The organism is Bradyrhizobium sp. AUGA SZCCT0431 (assembly GCF_018131065.1).
Taxonomy (GTDB): Bacteria; Pseudomonadota; Alphaproteobacteria; order Rhizobiales; family Xanthobacteraceae; genus Bradyrhizobium.
Genome location: NZ_JAFCLR010000034.1, coordinates 47,153 through 64,731, shown reverse-complemented (window position 1 = coordinate 64,731; position 17,579 = coordinate 47,153). Strand labels below are relative to the sequence as shown.

12 protein-coding genes, 1 tRNA gene and 1 pseudogene are annotated in these 17,579 nt (G+C 61.2%); 8 read left to right on the top strand and 6 right to left on the bottom strand.

Features of this window, described 5'->3' with window-relative positions; all coding sequences use genetic code 11:
• Entirely contained in the window at positions 1 to 2,775 is a 2,775-nt protein-coding gene (locus JQ567_RS27780) for a sensor histidine kinase (protein WP_212441759.1), read from the top strand.
• A gap of 27 nt (positions 2,776 to 2,802) precedes the next feature.
• Here the strand turns inward: JQ567_RS27780 and JQ567_RS27775 are convergent, their stop codons facing one another.
• Complete coding sequence (locus tag JQ567_RS27775; RefSeq protein ID WP_212441758.1) at positions 2,803 to 4,263, bottom strand: DUF294 nucleotidyltransferase-like domain-containing protein; 1,461 nt, start codon at positions 4,261 to 4,263, stop codon at positions 2,803 to 2,805.
• A 310-nt stretch (positions 4,264 to 4,573) separates the two neighbouring features.
• Here JQ567_RS27775 and JQ567_RS27770 point away from each other — a divergent pair, with 310 nt between their 5' ends.
• Positions 4,574 to 4,774 (top strand): hypothetical protein, encoded by a 201-nt coding sequence (locus tag JQ567_RS27770; protein WP_212441757.1) that lies wholly within the window; start codon positions 4,574 to 4,576, stop codon positions 4,772 to 4,774.
• 338 nt (positions 4,775 to 5,112) lie between these two features.
• On the opposite strand, the gene JQ567_RS27765 is transcribed toward JQ567_RS27770, so the two are convergent.
• Positions 5,113 to 5,991 (bottom strand): tripartite tricarboxylate transporter substrate binding protein, encoded by an 879-nt coding sequence (locus tag JQ567_RS27765; RefSeq protein ID WP_212441756.1) that lies wholly within the window; start codon positions 5,989 to 5,991, stop codon positions 5,113 to 5,115.
• A 167-nt stretch (positions 5,992 to 6,158) separates the two neighbouring features.
• Here JQ567_RS27765 and JQ567_RS27760 point away from each other — a divergent pair.
• Positions 6,159 to 6,258 (top strand) — tRNA-Gln (locus tag JQ567_RS27760).
• Positions 6,259 to 6,470: 212 nt separating this feature from the next.
• On the opposite strand, the gene JQ567_RS27755 is transcribed toward JQ567_RS27760, so the two are convergent.
• The 4 genes and pseudogenes from JQ567_RS27755 to mdcA all read right to left on the bottom strand — a co-directional run bounded on the left by JQ567_RS27755 (position 6,471) and on the right by mdcA (position 10,388).
• A complete protein-coding gene (locus JQ567_RS27755; protein ID WP_249165760.1) occupies positions 6,471 to 7,061 on the bottom strand; it encodes an amino acid synthesis family protein in 591 nt (196 codons plus the stop codon).
• Positions 7,062 to 7,310: 249 nt separating this feature from the next.
• Positions 7,311 to 7,421: pseudogene (locus JQ567_RS38355) on the bottom strand (alpha/beta hydrolase); the annotation flags it as partial.
• A gap of 10 nt (positions 7,422 to 7,431) precedes the next feature.
• Positions 7,432 to 8,721: a malonyl-CoA decarboxylase gene (locus JQ567_RS27750; protein WP_212441754.1), complete on the bottom strand. Its 1,290-nt coding sequence runs from the start codon at positions 8,719 to 8,721 to the stop codon at positions 7,432 to 7,434.
• Positions 8,718 to 10,388 (bottom strand): malonate decarboxylase subunit alpha, encoded by a 1,671-nt coding sequence (mdcA, locus tag JQ567_RS27745; protein WP_212441753.1) that lies wholly within the window; start codon positions 10,386 to 10,388, stop codon positions 8,718 to 8,720. Before mdcA ends, JQ567_RS27750 begins: the two co-directional genes overlap by 4 nt.
• A gap of 102 nt (positions 10,389 to 10,490) precedes the next feature.
• Here mdcA and JQ567_RS27740 point away from each other — a divergent pair, with 102 nt between their 5' ends.
• From JQ567_RS27740 to JQ567_RS27720, 5 genes are all read left to right on the top strand, one after another.
• Positions 10,491 to 11,351, top strand: coding sequence for a LysR substrate-binding domain-containing protein (locus tag JQ567_RS27740; RefSeq protein ID WP_212441752.1), 861 nt, complete (start codon positions 10,491 to 10,493; stop codon positions 11,349 to 11,351).
• A 315-nt stretch (positions 11,352 to 11,666) separates the two neighbouring features.
• Positions 11,667 to 12,065: a hypothetical protein gene (locus JQ567_RS27735; protein WP_212441751.1), complete on the top strand. Its 399-nt coding sequence runs from the start codon at positions 11,667 to 11,669 to the stop codon at positions 12,063 to 12,065.
• On the top strand, positions 12,055 to 12,507 hold the full coding sequence (locus tag JQ567_RS27730) for a hypothetical protein (protein WP_212441750.1): 453 nt from the start codon (positions 12,055 to 12,057) through the stop codon (positions 12,505 to 12,507). The genes JQ567_RS27735 and JQ567_RS27730 overlap by 11 nt, the downstream gene beginning before the upstream one ends.
• A gap of 522 nt (positions 12,508 to 13,029) precedes the next feature.
• The gene (locus tag JQ567_RS27725; protein WP_212441749.1) at positions 13,030 to 16,221 is read left to right on the top strand and encodes an efflux RND transporter permease subunit; all 3,192 of its coding nucleotides are present in this window, start codon (positions 13,030 to 13,032) and stop codon (positions 16,219 to 16,221) included.
• Positions 16,218 to 17,477, top strand: a complete 1,260-nt coding sequence (locus tag JQ567_RS27720; RefSeq protein WP_212441748.1) for an efflux RND transporter periplasmic adaptor subunit — start codon at positions 16,218 to 16,220, stop codon at positions 17,475 to 17,477. The genes JQ567_RS27725 and JQ567_RS27720 overlap by 4 nt, the downstream gene beginning before the upstream one ends.
• Positions 17,478 to 17,579 lie beyond the last annotated feature (102 nt).

Here is a 17,579-nt window from a genome sequence, read left to right as displayed (position 1 = left end):
ATGCTGGGCGGGTACGTCATAGTCACGGTCTCCTTCCTCTATCTCTCGATCCTGTTCGCCATCGCCTACTATGGCGACCGCCGCGCGGATCAGGGCAGGAGCATTATCGCGAGCCCCTACATCTTTGCGCTATCCATCGCCGTTTACGCCACAGCCTGGACCTTCTACGGCAGCGTCGGACGGGCCGCGTCCTCGGGCATCAGTTTCTTGCCCATCTATCTTGGCCCGACGCTGACCTTCATCCTTGGCTGGTTTCTGATCCGCAAGATCATCCGAATCAGCAAGGTCAATCGCATTACCTCAATTGCCGACTTCGTTGCCTCGCGCTACGGCAAGAGTTCCTTCCTGGGCGGGTTGGTGACCATCATCGCCGTCGTCGGCATCATGCCGTACATCTCGCTACAGCTGAAGGCGATCTCGACGAGCTTCGCCGTGCTCCAGCACTACCCGGACATCGTGATGCCGGCCAAGCTTGGCTCGACACCAGTCCTGCAGGACACGGCGCTCTACGTCGCGGTGATCATGGCCGCATTTGCTATCTTGTTTGGCACGCGGCACATCGACGCCAGCGAGCGTCATGAGGGCATGGTGGCGGCGATTGCCTTCGAGTCAGTGGTCAAGCTGTTCGCTTTCCTGGCGGTTGGGCTATTCGTCACCTACGGCATCTATGGCGGCTTCGGCGAAGTGTTCTCGCGCGCTGCCACCGATCCAGCCATCGCGCGTCTTTTTACGCTCGAGGCCGCTGGTGGGTACACGAGCTGGATTTCGCTGATGCTCGTCTCGATGGCAGCCATTGTCTTGCTGCCGCGCCAGTTTCAGGTGCTGGTGGTCGAGAATGTGGATGAGCGCCACATCAAGAAGGCCATCTGGCTGTTCCCGCTCTACATGCTGCTCATCAACATCTTCGTCCTGCCGATCGCTTTTGGTGGGCTCCTCCACTTCTCCGGAAATACCGTCGATGCCGACACCTTCGTGTTGACCGTGCCGATGGCCGAGCATTTTCCGGCCATCGCGTTGTTCGCATTCATCGGCGGCCTCTCCGCGGCAACGGGCATGATCATTGTCGAAACCATTGCCCTGGCCACCATGGTGTCGAACGATCTCGTCATGCCCCTCCTCTTGCGCTTCGGCCGCCTGCATCTCTCGGAGCGCAAGGATCTGACTGGCCTCATGCTCGCCATCCGCCGCAGCGCCATCATCTTCGTGATCCTGCTCGGCTACGTGTATGTCCGGCTGATCGGCGAATCCTACGCGCTGGTCTCCATCGGGCTCATGTCGTTCGTCGCCGCCGCACAGTTCGCACCCGCCATCCTCGGCGGCATCCTGTGGAAGGGAGCGACCCGGCTCGGCGCTCTAGCTGGATTGAGCGCCGGGTTCCTGGTGTGGATCTACACGTTGCTGCTGCCTTCGTTCGCACGATCGGGGTGGATCTCAGAGAGCTTCGTGCAGGACGGCCCGTGGGAGCTTGCGCTGTTCAGTCCCCATGCGTTGCTCGGGCTTTCCGGCCTCGACCCCGTCGCGCACGCCGTGTTCTGGACCATGGTGATCAATGTCGGGCTATACGTTGTTGTGTCGCTTATGACGACGCAGACCATGATCGAGCGCAGCCAGGCCGTACAGTTTGTGGACATCTTCAAGCAGCCATCCGAGGGCGCGCGCATTTGGCGTGGCACGGCCACCATTGGCGACCTCCGTCGCCTCTCGAATCGCTTCATAGGTGAGACCCTGACGGACCAAGCCCTCCAGCGCTTCGAGCGCGACCGAGGGCGCCGGCTCGACGATGCGCATGCGGCGGACGCGGACATCGTGCATTACGCGGAGCGGCAACTCGCCGGCGCCATTGGCGCGGCCTCCGCGCGGATCATGATCGCCTCAGTGTTGAGGGAGGAGATGCACGACATCGACGAGGTCATGCAGATCCTCGATGAGGCTTCTCAACTCGTTGTCTACAGCCGTCAACTGGAGGAGAAGTCGCAGCAGCTCGAGGCTGCGACGGCAGAGCTCAGGGCGGCCAACGAGCGGCTCAAGGAGCTCGACAAGATGAAGGACGACTTTGTCTCGACGATCAGCCATGAGTTCAGGACACCGCTCACCTCGATCCGCTCCTTCAGTGAGATCGTGCACGACAATCCGGACATTCCCGTCGAGCAGCGCAAGATGTTCCTTGGTATTATCGTTCAGGAAACCGAGCGTCTGACCAGACTTGTCAACGACATCCTCGACCTCGCCAAGATGGAGGCCGGCCAGACGGATTGGCAACTGGCCAGGATCGAGCCAAGGAAGGTGATCGACAACGCGCTTGCCGCAACGGCCGGCCTCTTCGCCAAGAACCCCCGCATCAAGCTTGAGTGTCGCGTGGCCGAGGATCTGCCGAGGATTCTCGTTGACGCCGACCGGATCACGCAAGTGCTGGTCAATTTGATTTCCAACGCGGTCAAGTTCTGCGACAAGGACAATGGTTTGATAACCATTGTGGGGCGAGCAGAAGCGGGGTCCGTCCTGGTCAGCGTGCGTGACAATGGTGTCGGCATCGCCAAGGAGGATCACAAGAAGATTTTCGAGCGCTTCCGCCAGGCGGGCGACACATTGATCGGCAAGCCGCAGGGCACCGGTCTCGGGCTGCCGATCAGCTTGCATATCCTTGAGCGCTTCGGGGGCACCATCTGGGTCGAGAGCGAACTCGGCAAGGGTGCGACTTTTTTCGTCCGCATCCCTTCGGCCGCCTCTTCGGCCGAGCTCCCCCACCCGGCCACGGCCGCTCGCGAAATCACCTGACCACAACGCGGCGAGTTGCGCGCCAGTCTAGAGCGAGCGTTCCGCGAATTCCATATTCAGTGTTGCACGCAGGTTTTCGATGGCGCGGAAAGACGCCACGAGATGCTTGTTATCGCGTTGAGAGAGATCAGCCACGGGGACATAGTTGGTGATCTTGCGCCCGGCCTTGAAGTCCTCCAGCTGCTGGCGCAGCAGGAGACGGGTCATATGCCTGAACGCGTCGGCAAGATCCTCATGATCTCCAGCGCTGATGGCCCCCTTCTCCTTGAGGCAGGCAAGCCGGGTGAGAGTCGACGTGGCCGGAATGCCGGCTTTAAGCGCAAGCAGCCGCGCACCTTCCACAAGCGGTAGCGTTCCACGAAGCTTCAGGTTCACCACACCCTGCCGATCCTCCCCATGGTACTCCTTGCGCAAGCGTCCGAACCAGCCGAGTGCCACCTTGTGCTCGGCTTCGATGGCGAACAGGTGTCTGAGGAACTGAGGGTACTCCGACGCTACTGCGGTGACATGAGTGCGGAGCTCGCTTGAGAGTGCGGGATCGCCGAACGCATGACGGAAATCAAAGAAGATATCGCAGTTCAACAGCATCTCGGACTCGCGCCGCCTGATCCAGCTGTCGATCTGCCGGCGCCAATCCGACAGGCTCTTGCGCCAGACGGGATTGGTGGCCATGACATCGCCGACGCAGAGGCGAAAGCCGACCGCGTCGAGCATCCGCGTCATGCGCTCGGCAAGCTCCAGAAAATATGCGTCCGCACGCTTGCCCTGGCCGCCAACGTCGTCAGCGAGGATGAAGCCGTTGTCCTGGTCGGGCGCCAGAAAGTTTTCGCCGCGCCCACCCGACCCCATGATAATGAGAGCGAACCGCGCAGAAGGCTCCCCCCAGCCGTCGTCGCGCATCGCCGCTTCGGCCAGCCTCAAGACACGCCGGTGGATATCGTTGTTGATCTCCGTGAGCAGCGACTGCACCTCCGGCGCCGGAACGTTGTTCTCCAATAGTGCGCTGGCAAGCTGGGCCTGCGCCTGCTTTATGAGGCGCAGGCCCTCGACGCTCTCCTCGTGCGTGAGCTGCTCGATGAGCGACATACTCTCGCTCGACAGGGAAGCGAGCGCTTCGTCCAGGGCGAGCATGCCGATCATCGCTCCGCTCCAGTCCACGACGGGGACATGCCGAAGCTTGCTACGGCGCATCAAGGCGACCGCCTGGAAAAGGTAGTCGTCGGCCCCCGTCACGACGACGGGCGACGTCATCACCGACTCGACGCCTTGATCGGCCTCCGTGCGCCACGCGATCCGACGCACGACGTCCTGTTCCGTCACAATGCCCCTGGGCCGGCCCGTACCATCGATGACGACGGCACAGGACGCGGGCGTCGCCGTCATCAGGCTTACGACCTCGCCCACCGTCGTGCTCGGTGCAACACGCACAGGCGGCGGTCGCATATGGTCGCGTACGAGGCGCCGGAAAATCTCGGTTTGCGTACTCAATGGTGGTTTGCTCCGCGGACCCACATGCCCCTGCACGACCAGGCCACCGATTTGAACCTACCGCTACGCGGTACGCGCTTATGGCCTCCGGCTGCAGTCTAGATTATATTGCAATTTCAATCACATAAGAGTTCGTAGTTTTATTCTGGGTGGCGCGCCAGCGGTTCTGGAAGCCCACTAACATGCGAGGGCTCGTCACCACCTTGTTTACTTCGAAGCAGCGTGTTCCGCAGGAAGCATTAGGGACCAGCGTCTTGATGTCTGGACGCGTGCCCGGAATGGAGCTTGGCCTGAGCGACCGGAGATCTTGATGATCATTCTTGGAGCTGAGTTGCCCGACGAAGGACTGCTTCTCCATTTGGAAACGACTGCTAAGCTATTGAGTTTGTTAGAGACCATTTTGGCAAGTTTTTCCAAATGCGCCTTGAAACTGCTGAATAATCAAACTGATTTTGATTCCGCCATTCGGAGGTTCGATCCCTCCCGCCCCAGCCACAGCTCAAAGCGCTGAGTTCGTTATATAAGCAGCTCTATTCCCGCCCAATTTTTTGGGCGCGTTTGGAAATGGAGCTTCTAATACTCGGTCCAGAATCGAACTAAACGTCGTCGTGCATTACATCGACCATCTTGGCTTCTCTCTGTGGTTTCCTCCCAACATATACCGCGGAAGCTAGTCGGACAGGTCTGTTACGCCCTCATCGTAGAATAGGGTATTACGGCGAACAAATCGGACAACCAGTCGAAATGATGCACTTGTGCGCAATTGGCGCCGTCCTGCAGTTCGCCCAGCGGATAGCCTCGGGGGTTCGGTCGCTCTCCCCGTCACCAAATCTGCGGTTGTCCGGCGGCTCAGGGCACCTTGATCCCGGCACGCTCGATCACACGTGCGTACCCTGCACGCTCCTTGGCGAGCGCCTCGGCGTAGGCCGGACCGGGCAGTTCGGTCTGGAGTACACCAAACTTTTCGAGTGCGGTGCGGACTTCAGGGATCTTGCCGACCGCGACAAGCTCTTCAATGAGCTTCTTCACGATGTCGGGCGGCATGTTGGCGGGGCCGACCCAGCCGAATGCCGGCATCAGTTCGAAGCCCGGTACGGTCGCGGCTGTCGGCTCGATCTCCTTGGCGAGCGGATAGGGCCCAGGCGACGTGATCGAGACGGCACGCAGCTTGCCTCCTTTCACCTGCTCGTATGCCACGGCGAAGTTGTCGCAGGCGAGCCGGATCGTACCACCAATCAGATCCTGGATGCTGAGGTTTGATGCGCGGTAGGTGACGGCCGTCATCTTGAGCCCCGCGGCGTCCTCCAGCATCGCGCCGCAGAGATGCTGCGTCGTGCCGGGGCCGGATGTCGCATACGGCGTCTCCGGGTTCGCCTTCAGCCAGGCGATCAGCTCCGCCATAGTGTTGGCCGGGACGGACGGATTGACGAGCCAGATGTTCGGCTGCGCTGCCATGCCATAGAGATAGGTGAAGTCTTTCTCGACGTTGTAGGGGATCTTGTCTTTGATCAGTATCGGATTGATGGCGATGCCGCCGGAGGTTGCTACCGCAACGGTGTAGCCGTCCGGCGCGGCGCGCGTCATTGCGTGCAGGCCGTTGACCCCGCCCGCACCGGGCCTGTTCTCGACGATGAACTGCTGGCCGAGCCGCTTCGTCAGTTGCTCTGCAAAAATGCGCGCCATGACGTCCGTGTTGCCGCCCGCGGCGAACGGCACGATGACCGTCACGGGCCTCGATGGCCACTTTTCTTGCGCTGTCGCAGCGCCACTAAGCAAGCCGAGCGTCACGGCCACCAAGGCGAGTCTTGTGAGAATACGGGACGTCATTTCGTTCTCCGGTCTCTGACGATTGCTTCCTTATTTGGAAGCGACTGCCAAGCTGTGTGAAATTGCTAGAGGGCGTCTTTTAGCTTTTTTCCAAATGCACCCTGAAATCGTTGAATAATCAAGCGGATTTTGATTCCGCCATTCGGAGGTTCGATCCCTCCCGCCCCAGCCAGCGCGCCGACCACCCTTGAAAATACTGAAAAATCGGCATGGCTGGGGAGCTGATGCACAGCTCTGCGACACACTCCTGCTGCACAGGAAGTTGCGTTCCGATGGCTGTCCACATCTTTCGCCGCGAGGCGACCTACTATTGGCGTCGACGGACGCCCCGCTCGCTTGCGCCGTCAAAACACGGGGAACCAATGCTAAGAGTCCCTTTACTAGCCGCTGGTGAAGGATGCGACGAGTGCATCGACTTCCTTTTGATCGGGACCCTTGCATCGGGCGTTGATGCGCGGACCGGTGGCGTAACCGATCCACAGTACGATCTCGTGCGGCCGCGGCGCGTCGTGGATCAGCACGGGGGTCGAATCAAAGGCATCGAGATCCCAGCCCTCGTCGAGAGGCCCATAGATCAGATCGACTGTCGTGCCCGGCGGGCCAACCTTGGCGTGGCCGGGAATGATAACGCGGCCGCGCTTGATCGCGCGGCGCATCGCCATGCCGAGTCTCGGATGTATCATCGCAGCGCCATGCTCGAGGTCGCCTCCGATGCCGACCAGCGCCGCCTTGGTGTAGGCGCGCAACTGCGCTGGGTTCGTGCCAAGTGTCGCCAACGCCGTCTTGGTGAGCGAAGCCCCGAGTTCCAGCGAATATTCGATCAAGGGGTTAAGGTCGGCGCCGGCCGGCTTGCCCGCCAGCGGGTTTTCGAACACCGCTCCAACCGCGACGCGCCGCAGCGGGGGGCTGGCGGGCGCGCCGTACTCGCTATTGATTTCTTCGACGAGAGTGACGGTCTTACGGATGGTCATGATGTGTTCCCTCTTCATTGATGTCCGAGTCGGGTCAATCGCGTCGTTGTCGGGACGTTCGATGTTGGCACAAAGCGGGCGTCCGCAAAATGTGTGATTTTGGCAACCAGTCGACAGTCTGTGCTGATGGCGGTCGAAGGGCACAATCCATTGACCGAAATGGCGCATCGAAAGCGACCAACCGATGACGATGGCCGCTTCCGTGTACGTCGTTCCTGACTATGCAGCAGGCACGAAGATGTAACCTGCGTTCCTCGCCTTCACGGGACTCGAATTTGCGGCCCTGCCGCGTGTGGAGATCAGCGAAGCCGCGACACCGGTCACGAGGGCGGCGGAAAAAACGCGTCTGTTCATCATGATATCTCTTCCTTCAAGGTTGGGTGGAATACGCCTTGAGCAGTGTGTCGATCTCCGGCGAACGCACGATGGTCCCGTCACGCACAAAGGCCTCGTGGTTGTTCTCGATGCTGTCATGGTCGTAGAGATAGTTGACCATGATGCCGAAGGATTCCTGGATGCCGCGTGGCGCGCTGTTGCCGAGCCAATTGATCCGTTCGAGCCGCGCGCCGTTGCCGAGGTGAAAGCGCGCTACCGGGTCGATGCGTATCGAGGGTGGCCGCGTCAGATAGCGGGCGCAAAGCCGCAGCAGGGGCGCGCGCAGCTTCTCGCTCTGCGTCGGGTCATTCCACCATTCGCCGCTCTCGAGTTGTGGCCACAGCGCAGCATCGGGATCGCTTCCATTCGCAAGCCGTTGACCGAGCCAGCGCCGAAACCCCGGTACCGGCGAAAGGGTGGAAAAGCGCTTCAGCTGCGGAAACTCCGCCTTGAGCTCCTCGACCACCTGCTTGATCAGGAAATTGCCGAACGATATGCCGCGCAGGCCGTCCTGGCAGCTGGAGATCGAATAGAAAATCGCGGTGTCGGCGCGCATGGCTTGCGCCCGTGCGGCCGCTTCATCCGTCTCCCGTGCGAGCAGCGGCGGCATCGCGGTGGCCAACCCCTGCACCAGCGCGACTTCGACGAAGATCAGCGGCTCGCCGGGAAGCGCGGGATGGAAGAATGCGAAGCAGCGGCGGTCGGGTGCGAGACGCCGCCGCAAATCGTCCCAGCCCTTGATTTCATGCACCGCCTCATAGGCGATCAGCTTCTCCAGCACCGCCGCCGGGGACTGCCAGTCGATCCGCCGCAGCTCGAGAAAGCCGCGGTTGAACCACGAGGCGAACAGATGCTTAAGGTCGGCGTCGAGCGGCCTCAGTTCCGGTTCGCCGCGCAGGGATGAGGCTATTTCACTGCGCATCGCGATCAGCGCGCCGGTGCCGCCGGGCGCCATGTTCATGCGCCGGAGCAGCTCCTGCCGGGGCGGATCACCGGCCCGTGCCAGCGCTGCCGCGGCTTCCGCCGTGGTGTCGGCGAGATAACGCTCCGCCGCTGCGCGCAGCGCCGCCTTGTCAGGTTGAAATTCCGTCGCAAGATAGCGCTGGAAGCTGTGCCGGTCGTCCGCATCGAGGGCGCGCAGCACGTGGTGCAGCTCGCGCGCGACCTGCGCGCCGGATGCCTCGCCGCGTTGCGACAGCAGTGTCGCCGCCAGCTGCTTTGCGTGATCGACGGGCGCGGGTTTCGAGCCGGACAGGCCATTTGAGGTTTGCGTGTTCGGGGTCATCGTTGGCTCCTGTGTTCAACGTGAGGGACCGTGGCCGGGCGGAATTTCGCCGGCGGCACGTAGAGTCCGCCTGACGCCGTCACGAGGTCGCCGATGGTTTGGGCAGCGAGCCATTCCCGGGTTGCGGTGTTGACATCGATGCCGAGATCGGAGGGGAGCATCACGATGCCGCTGCGGCGCAGGCTGTCGCTTGTTTCGGGCGATTGCCGCCTGCCGAACTCGGTATCGCCGGCGACGGCGCGCAATGCCGCTTCGCGTTCCTGTGGCGACCGGCAGCGCAAAAGGTTGGCCACCCCACGCTCGGTGACGACATGGGTGACGTCGTCGCCATAGATCATCACCGGCGGCAGCGCAAAGCCGGCCGAGGCGGCGAGATCGAACGCGTCCAGCCGTTCGACAAAGCTCGATGCGCCGTTCGGCTGCTGGGTCTGCACCATCTGCACCACAAGCTTGCGTCCGCGCAGGCTCTCGCCGGCTTCCTGACCGGCGCGCAGCCAGGTGGGACTGTCGTGGCGGCGGCCACGCGTGTCCGCGCCCATGTTCGGCGCGCCGCCGAAGCCAGTGATGCGGCCCTTGGTGGCCGTCGAGCTGTTGCCTTGCGGGTCGATCTGCAACGTTCCGCCGATGAAGAGGTCGCAGGCATATTGTCCCGCGATCTGTGCGAGCGCGCGGTTGGACCGCAGGTTACGGTCGGCGCCAACCGGGAATATATCGGCGCGGTTCGAGACGTAGCGTTCCATGCCCAGCTCGGAGCCGAAGCAATAGACGCTGTCGACGAAGCCGGCTTCGATCGCGGGGATCAGGGTCGGATGCGGGTTGAGCACGAAATGGCTGGCGACCTTGCCCTTCAGCCTGCGCTGCGCGGCATAGGTTGGCAGGATCAGTTCGATCGCCGCGGTCGCATAGCCGATGCCGTGATTGAGCCGCTGCACCTGGTAGGGCTCGTAGACCGCTGATATCGCCATCATCGCCATCAGTACGTTCTCGTTCCTGATCTTGGCGGGATCGCGCGTGAACAGCGGATCGATCAGATAGGGCTTCGGGCTCGGCACCACGACATCGACCCAGTCGCCGGGTATGTCGACCCGCGGCAGGCGGTCGACGATCTCGTTGACCTGCGCGACCACGATGCCGCCGCGGAACGCCGTCGCCTCGGTGATGGTCGGCGTGTCTTCGGTATTGGGGCCAGTGTAGAGGTTGCCATCGCGATCCGCCTTGTCGGCGACGATCAGCGCCACGCGCGGCGTCAGGTCGACCAGCATGCGCGCATAGAGTTCGAGATAGGTATGGATCGCCCCGATCTTCACCGTCCCGTTCGCGACGAGTTCGGCAAGCTTGCGGCTTTGCGGCCCCGCATAGGAAAAATCCAGCCGGTTCGCGATGCCGCGCTCGAACACGGCGAGATGGTCGGGCAGCGCCAACACGGACTGCACCATGTGCAGGTCGTGCACCCGCGCAGGATCCACCTTCGCCAGGGCTGAGGCGAGAAAATCCGCCTGCTTCTGATTGTCGCCTTCGATCGTCACGCGGTCTCCCGGCTCGATGATTGCTTCGAGCAACCGCGTCGCTTGGTCGGCGGGGAAGAGTTTTCCGCTCGTGCCGCTGAACGCGGCAGCCCGCGCGAGGCGAGAGGCGCGATCTGTCCCGCGCCGTGATGTGTCTAACATGATGGATCTCCTTCGCTGTTCTTGAAGCGAAGTTAAGAGGCCACCATTGATTATAGAAACGATAATTTGTAATATGATTGATCGCGAAACAGGATCAATCGCATGCTGGATTTCGAGTTGCTGCGCGCCTTTGTTGCGGTAGCCGATTGCGGCGGTTTTCACCGCGCCGCGGAGCGACTCAACCTGACCCAATCGACGGTGAGCCAACAGATCAAGCGGCTTGAGCTCGAGACCAAACGGCCCCTGTTCCGGCGGACAACGCGCAGTGTCGCACTGACCGACGATGGCGAGATGCTGCTCGGCGACGCGCGTCGCCTGTTGCAACTTGAGGAAGCGGCTCGCCATCGCCTGGCGGCGCCGCGGCTGTCTGGCATGGTGCGTCTCGGCGTGGTCGAGGAGGTCGCCGGCGGTTCGCTGCCTTCGGCGCTCGGCCGCTTCGCCACGCTCAATCCGGGCGTCAAGCTCGAGGTACAGATCGGTGTCAGCGCGGAGTTGATCGAGCAACTCAATGCGGGACGGCTTGACGTCGTGTTCGCAAAGCGCCCGCTCGGAACCTCGAAAGGGCGTCTGGTGTGGCGTGAGCCGCTGGTATGGGTCGCGGCCGACACCTTCGATCTTGTTCCGGGGGCGGCGCTGCCGCTGGCCCTGTATCGCGAGCGATCCGTTTCTCGCGAGGCCGCGCTCATTGCACTCAGCAACAACGAACTGACCTGGGAAATCGTCTATACCAGCCCCAGTTTGACCGGCGTGCGCGCGGCGGCGCTCGCGGGCCTCGCCGTCACCCCGCTTCCCGCAAGCGCGCTGATCGCGGGATTGCGTATTCTCGGTGTGGAAGAGGGGCTGCCGCGGCTTCCTGACCTTGAGTTCGCGATCTACGAGAAGGCCCGGCCTGACAAGGCTGCCGCGGCGCTGGCAGCGGTTCTGCAGACCCTTGCACACGGTCCGTCACGCCCGGCGATCTGAGATGAACCGGCACTTCAATCGTCGAGGGCTGGCCGTGGGTCAAAAGCGGACGGTCCGCTTCTGGTGCGAGCCGGCCGTTCATGGATAGTCAGAGTTCGTAACCGTTGGAGCAGCGGATCAACATCCCCGGCAGATCGAATTTATCTCTTTGTCGATCTTCGCGTTTTCGGAGTCGATAGAGGGCATGGTGTCAAGCATAGGGCGGCCCACTCCATCTGAGGAAAGTGCCGTGCCAGACGAGTTGGTGCCGGGCGCGGCAGCGGTGGTGCCGAGGGCGCCGCCGCCTATCATGGACATATGAGACGCTCCCATGCCATGCGCTCGTCCCATGCCGCCGCGGGCAAACGCCGCGGTGGTTGGAAGGCCAAAGCAAAGGGCGATACAAAGAACGGAAAGCTTTTTCATATCGAAACTCCTCGTTGGCGTCGGCCGGTTCTGCGCAACTCGTTGATTGATGTGCGTGAAGCTGATTTAGGTTCGCAGTCCGCCGATGCCACTAAATTCAATTTTAGAAAAGCCCAGCGCTGGCTCGGCAATCCCCCGGTGAATGAACTAATCGAAGCAACCACGGCCTTCTTGGCCGACAAGGCTCGCGCAGAGTTGAGCGGCGGACGCGTCGCAGCTGGTGGCGTTTGCTCGATGCGTTTCCCATTTCCAGGTCACAAGTCCCGGGCGGGAGCTGTATCTCTGACGGAGAATGTTCATGTTGCATAAAACAGCGATCGCGTTATTGGCAGTCATGTCCATTGGCCTGGCTTCTCCAACCATGGCCCTGGCGCGTGGTGGAGGCGGTGGTGGCCACGGGGGCGGCTTCGGAGGCGGTGGCGGTTTCCACGGCGGTGGAGGCTTCGGAGGCGGCGGCTTCCATGGAGGCAATCTGGCCGGGGGCTTCCACGGCGGGAGCAGCTTCGGCGGATTTCGAGGCGGTGGATTTCACGGCGAGGGATTTCATGGTCGCGACTTTGGAAGCCGCTTCGCGTTCGGCACGGGCCTAGGCTGCGGATTCTACGATCCGTACTACTATGACGACTACGGCTACGGTTATCCGTACGCATCAAGCGATTCTTACGCTGAAGGCGATGGTTGCTACGTCGTTCAACGCCGCGTGCACACCGCGCATGGTTGGCACCGGCAACCTGTTCAGGTGTGCGGTTGATGGGCAGCGTGGATGCCGACCACGATCTGCAGCGGTAATCCGACAGGCTCGGCGGCCACGAGATGACCTCGGTATGCGAGCATGCCGAGGTCGTCTCATGGATTGATCCTGCCGCGATGTAATAGTCGTGCGATTTGGGGGTAGGGCGCCTTATTCCCTGATGACGTGTCGGCAAGCCAAGAATGATCGCGCGACACTAAACGCGTTTTTAATTGAGAACAGGGCGCCGAGCCGCCATGTTCGAAATGTTCCTGATGGCTAGCTGCGTGTCAGGAATGTCTTTTGGGCAAATCTTCCGAGAAAAAACATTCTGGAAACGCACGAGCAGGCTTGCGGCAATTCACGGCCGCGTGAGCTTATCTGCGCGGAGATGAGATGAGTGTACTCTCGTGTTCTTTTGTTCGCAAACGTGTGATCTGCCCATGGCAACCAAGACGTTGTTCGCAACTGCGTTGTTGAAATAAACAAACGGAGCCGGCCGAGCGACCCAGGCCCAGCCGGCACGTAGCCGAGGATGAATGGATGGGTATTGTTCGCTTCGCCCTGAGATTTCCGCACACGTTTTATGTGGTCGCCGCGCTGATCCTGTTTCTGGGTGTCGTCGCATGCCGGGAGATGCCGACCGACGTCTTTCCGGAAATCAATATCCCCGTGGTGACGGTGATCTGGAGCTATACCGGACTCAGCACGCCGGAGATGGAGCAGCGCGTCACCACTTACAGCCAGTACGCCATCAGCTCGAACGTCAATGGCATCAAGAACATTGAGGCGCAGACGCTGGCCGGGCTTTCGGTGCAGAAGATCTACTTTCAGCCGGACGTCAATCTCGACCTCGCGATTGCCCAGATTGTCTCGGCAACCAACGCCATCCGTGCGCTATTGCCACCGGGCATCCAGGCCCCTCTGGTGGTGCAATTCAACGCCTCAAGCGTACCGGTGTTGCAGATCAGCTTGAGTTCCGACACCCTCAATGAGCAGCAGCTCTACGACTACGGGATCTATCGCATCCGCCAGCAGCTGGCGCCGATACCGGGCATCACGCTCCCGACGCCCACCGGCGGAAAATATCGCCAGATCATGGTCGATCTGGACCCCTCGAAGCTGCTCGCCAAGGGGCTTACGCCGCTTGATGTCGTCAATGCAGTCAACACGCAGAACCTGACGTTGCCGGCAGGAACGGCAAAATTCGGTAGCACGCAGTATGCCGTCCGCACCAACGCGACGCCCGCGACCATCGATGATCTCAACAATATTCCGGTCAAGGTCGTCAATGGGGCCACGATCTTCGTAAAGGACGTCGGCCAGGTCCATGATGGCTGGTTGGTGCAGCAAAACGTGGTGCGGCAGAACGGCCGCCACTCCGTCCTGCTCAGTATCATCAAGAACGGCAATGCCTCGACGCTGAGCGTCGTCAATGCCGTGCACAATGCCTTGAAAACAGCGCGCGCCGCTGCGCCCCCCGGGATGCAGATCAACGAGCTGTTTGACCAGTCGGTGTTCGTGAAACAATCGGTTGCCGGTGTCTTGCGTGAGGGCGCGATCGCGGCGGGCCTTACCGCGCTGATGATCCTTGTATTCCTGGGATCGTGGCGTTCGACGCTGGTGGTCATGATCTCGATTCCGCTATCGATCCTCACTTCGTTGGTCGTGCTGTACTTTCTCGGTGAGACGCTGAATACGATGACCCTCGGCGGACTTGCGCTGGCGGTCGGCATTCTGGTGGACGATTCCACGGTCACGATCGAGAATACCCATCGGCTGCTTATCGAAGAGGGAATGCCCCTGCCGCAGGCCACGCTGCACGGCGCCGCCGGTATCGCCATTCCAACGCTGGTGTCGACGCTGGCCATCAGCTGCGTCTTTACCTCGGTGGTGTTCCTCGAAGGGCCGGCGAAATATCTGTTTACGCCGCTGGGCCTGGCGGTGGTATTCGCAATGCTGGCATCCTACGGCCTGTCCCGAACGCTGACGCCTATCGTCATCGGCCTGTTGCTCAAGGGCGAAAAGCACGGCCCGGTGGATGCGACAAAAGCGGGCTTGTTTGCCCGTTTCCATGCCGCGTTTGAGCGCAACTTCGAGGCCATGCGCCACCGCTATTCAAGTTCGCTCGCTGTACTCATCAAGCATCGTTACGTCATTCCGATGTTCATGTTGCTGCTGCTTGGGCTTGGCGTCGTCACATTTCCGCTCGTCGGCCGCGATTTCTTTCCGGCCATTGACGGCGGACAGATACAGCTTCATGTGCGTGCGCCCGCCGGAACGCGGATCGAGGCCACGGAAAGGACCTTTCAGGAGGTCGAGGAAAAGATTCGTGAAATCATACCTGAAGACCAGCGCGATCTGATTGTGGACAATATCGGACTGCCGGCGCGGGCCTACAATCTGGCGTTCACCGATGGTTCGACTATCGGCGTCAACGACGGCGTCATTCTGGTATCGCTGAAGGAGGGTCACAGGCCGACCAGCGAATATGTGCGCAAGCTGAGGGCGGCGCTGCCTGCTGCGTTCCCCGAAGACACGTTCTATTTCCAGGCGGCAGACATTGTCACCCAGATCCTCAATTTTGGTCTGCCGGCGCAAATCGACGTTCGCACCGTGGGCTACGACAAGGACAACAATCTGCGCGTTGCGAACGAGCTGCGTCGGCGAATCGCGGCCATACCGGGGATCGCCGATGCGCACCTGCAGCAGGAAGTCGATGCGCCCGCATTTTATGCCGATATCGATCGCACGCGCGCAGCCCAGCTTGGGCTCAATGCGAATACCATCGCAACCAACCTCAATGTCAGCCTGAGTTCCTCGGAACAGGTGACACCGAATTTCTGGACCGATCCCAAATCGGGTATTCCGTATTATCTCGCGGTGCAGACACCCGAGAGCAGGATCACTTCGCTGAACGATCTGCGCAATACGCCGGTTTCCACCGGGATTTCGTCATCCTTGACCGACGTCCCCGTGCCCGGCCTGCTCAGCAACGTGACGACGTTCAGGCGCGGCAGCGTCCCCACCAACAGCAATCAGGCCAACGTCCAGCCGGTCTATGAAGTCTACGCGAGCGTCCAGGGTCGTGATCTCGGCGGTGTAGCCAGCCAGATCAGCAACATCGTGACGGATCTGCAGAAGCAGCTCAAGCCTGGAAACACCATCCAGGTGATTGGCCAGATCCAGAGCATGAACGGGGCGTTTCTTGATCTCGGCATCGGGCTGTTGTTCGCGGCGGTGTTTGTCTATCTGTTGATGGTCGTGAACTATCAGAATTTCGGCGACCCCTTCGTCGTTATCCTGGCGTTGCCGGCGACGTTGTGCGGAATCCTCACAATGCTGTTCATCACCGGGACCACGCTCAACGTGCCGTCCCTGATGGGCGCGATCATGGCGGTCGGCGTCGCGTCGGCAAATTCCATTCTGCTGGTGACGTTTGCCCGCGAGCAACAGCTTGCAGGCAAGACGGCATTCGAGGCGGCCATCGAGGCCGGACATACGCGGATTCGGCCGGTGCTGATGACCGCGGCCGCCATGATAGTCGGTATGATTCCGATGGCTATCGGTGCGCCGGGAGAAGAGCAGAACGCGGCTTTGGCGCGCGCGGTGATCGGCGGGTTGCTGTTCGCAACACCGACGACGCTGCTGGTCGTGCCGTATCTCTTCGCCATGCTGCGCAAAGGCAACGATGGCAAGATACATCACGGGGTATTTGACGAGGTGCTGGAATGAACTTCAATCGTCCTTTGGATATTGAGCCGGAGACCGGTCATGAGACTAGACCCGCACGTCTACCCCCCGGCAACAGACGATGGGTTGGTCGGCTTTCGGGAGTCGGGCTTGCCTTCGTTCTGACAATAGCGCTCGCTTCCGGAGCATGGAACCATTACGAGCAGCATCGCCAGGTGGTTACGACGGCGAAGCAGAGCCTGGATTTTGTCCCGCAGGTTCGTGTTGCGGCGGTGCGACCCAGCGTCGGCACGGAAATTGTCAGTCTGCCGGCGACCACATCGGCGTTCTCGGTTGCCAATATCTTTGCCCGCGCCAGCGGTTATATCGGCAAACGCGAAGTCGATATTGGCGACCGGGTGAAGGCGGGCCAATTGCTGGCCGAAATCGTGGCGCCCGAACTCGATCATCAGATCGCCCAAGCCGAGGCGACGCTCGGCCAGCTCAAGGCAGCCTTGCAGCAGGCGGAGGCAAACCGCGAACTCGCCAAGGTGACTTGGGATCGTGACGGTCCGCTGGTGAAGCAGGGCTGGCTGACCGCGCAGCAGGGCACTACCGACATTCAGACCCTGAAGGCGCAGGAGGCTGGCGTCTCTGTCGCACAGGCCAATGTGGTGGCAGAGGATGCCCAGTTACAGGTATTGCACCAGCAGAAGCTCTATCAGCGCGTCGTCGCCCCATTCGATGGGGTGATCACCCAGCGCAATATCGACATCGGAAGCCTGGTACAGGCGGACGCGACCAGCGGCACCTTCATGTTCACCATCATGCAAGGCAGTGTCATCCGGACCCAGGTTTTCGTCCCGCAGGACGAAGCGTTCGGGCTGCGACCAGGAATCGACGCCGTCGTGCATGTGCCCGAGATCCCGGATCGCACTTTTCCTGGAAAGGTGACGCGGATCGCCGATGCGCTGCAACCTGGCTCTCGCACCCTGCTGACCGAAATCGATATCCCCAATCCCGATGGGGCCCTTGCCCCCGGGATCTACTGCACCATCGAACTGCATATTCCGCGCAAGACGCCAAGCTTCACGGTCTCCGCCGACGCCGTCATCTTCAACAAAGGCGGGCTGCAGGTTGCAGTGGTCGAGAATGGCGTGGTGCATCTGCGCAAGGTGACGGTGGTGCGCGACCTCGGGCAGCAGGTCGAGGTCAATAGCGGTGTCAAGCCGGGCGATCAGGTCATCCTCAATCCCGCGGTCGATTTGGCTGAAGGCGGCAAGGTGCGCGCCAAGCTCCAGGTGACACAGGTCTCCTGACCCCCAGACAGGATGAGGCAGGCAACGGCCGCATCCCGGCGGGCCGATCATAAAATCCTATTTAATGGTGCGGCCGGTTTTTCGCGACTATATCCACCTGCG

Excerpts from the sequence above, each read along its gene's own strand:
- JQ567_RS27780 (WP_212441759.1), top strand. The coding sequence starts at position 1 with ATGCTGGGCGGGTACGTCATAGTCACGGTCTCCTTCCTCTATCTCTCG.
- JQ567_RS27770 (WP_212441757.1), top strand. The coding sequence starts at position 4,574 with ATGATCATTCTTGGAGCTGAGTTGCCCGACGAAGGACTGCTTCTCCAT.
- JQ567_RS27755 (WP_249165760.1), bottom strand. The coding sequence starts at position 7,061 with ATGACCATCCGTAAGACCGTCACTCTCGTCGAAGAAATCAATAGCGAG.
- JQ567_RS27750 (WP_212441754.1), bottom strand. The coding sequence starts at position 8,721 with ATGACCCCGAACACGCAAACCTCAAATGGCCTGTCCGGCTCGAAACCC.
- mdcA (WP_212441753.1), bottom strand. The coding sequence starts at position 10,388 with ATGTTAGACACATCACGGCGCGGGACAGATCGCGCCTCTCGCCTCGCG.
- JQ567_RS27740 (WP_212441752.1), top strand. The coding sequence starts at position 10,491 with ATGCTGGATTTCGAGTTGCTGCGCGCCTTTGTTGCGGTAGCCGATTGC.
- JQ567_RS27735 (WP_212441751.1), top strand. The coding sequence starts at position 11,667 with ATGCGCTCGTCCCATGCCGCCGCGGGCAAACGCCGCGGTGGTTGGAAG.
- JQ567_RS27730 (WP_212441750.1), top strand. The coding sequence starts at position 12,055 with ATGTTGCATAAAACAGCGATCGCGTTATTGGCAGTCATGTCCATTGGC.
- JQ567_RS27725 (WP_212441749.1), top strand. The coding sequence starts at position 13,030 with ATGGGTATTGTTCGCTTCGCCCTGAGATTTCCGCACACGTTTTATGTG.
- JQ567_RS27720 (WP_212441748.1), top strand. The coding sequence starts at position 16,218 with ATGAACTTCAATCGTCCTTTGGATATTGAGCCGGAGACCGGTCATGAG.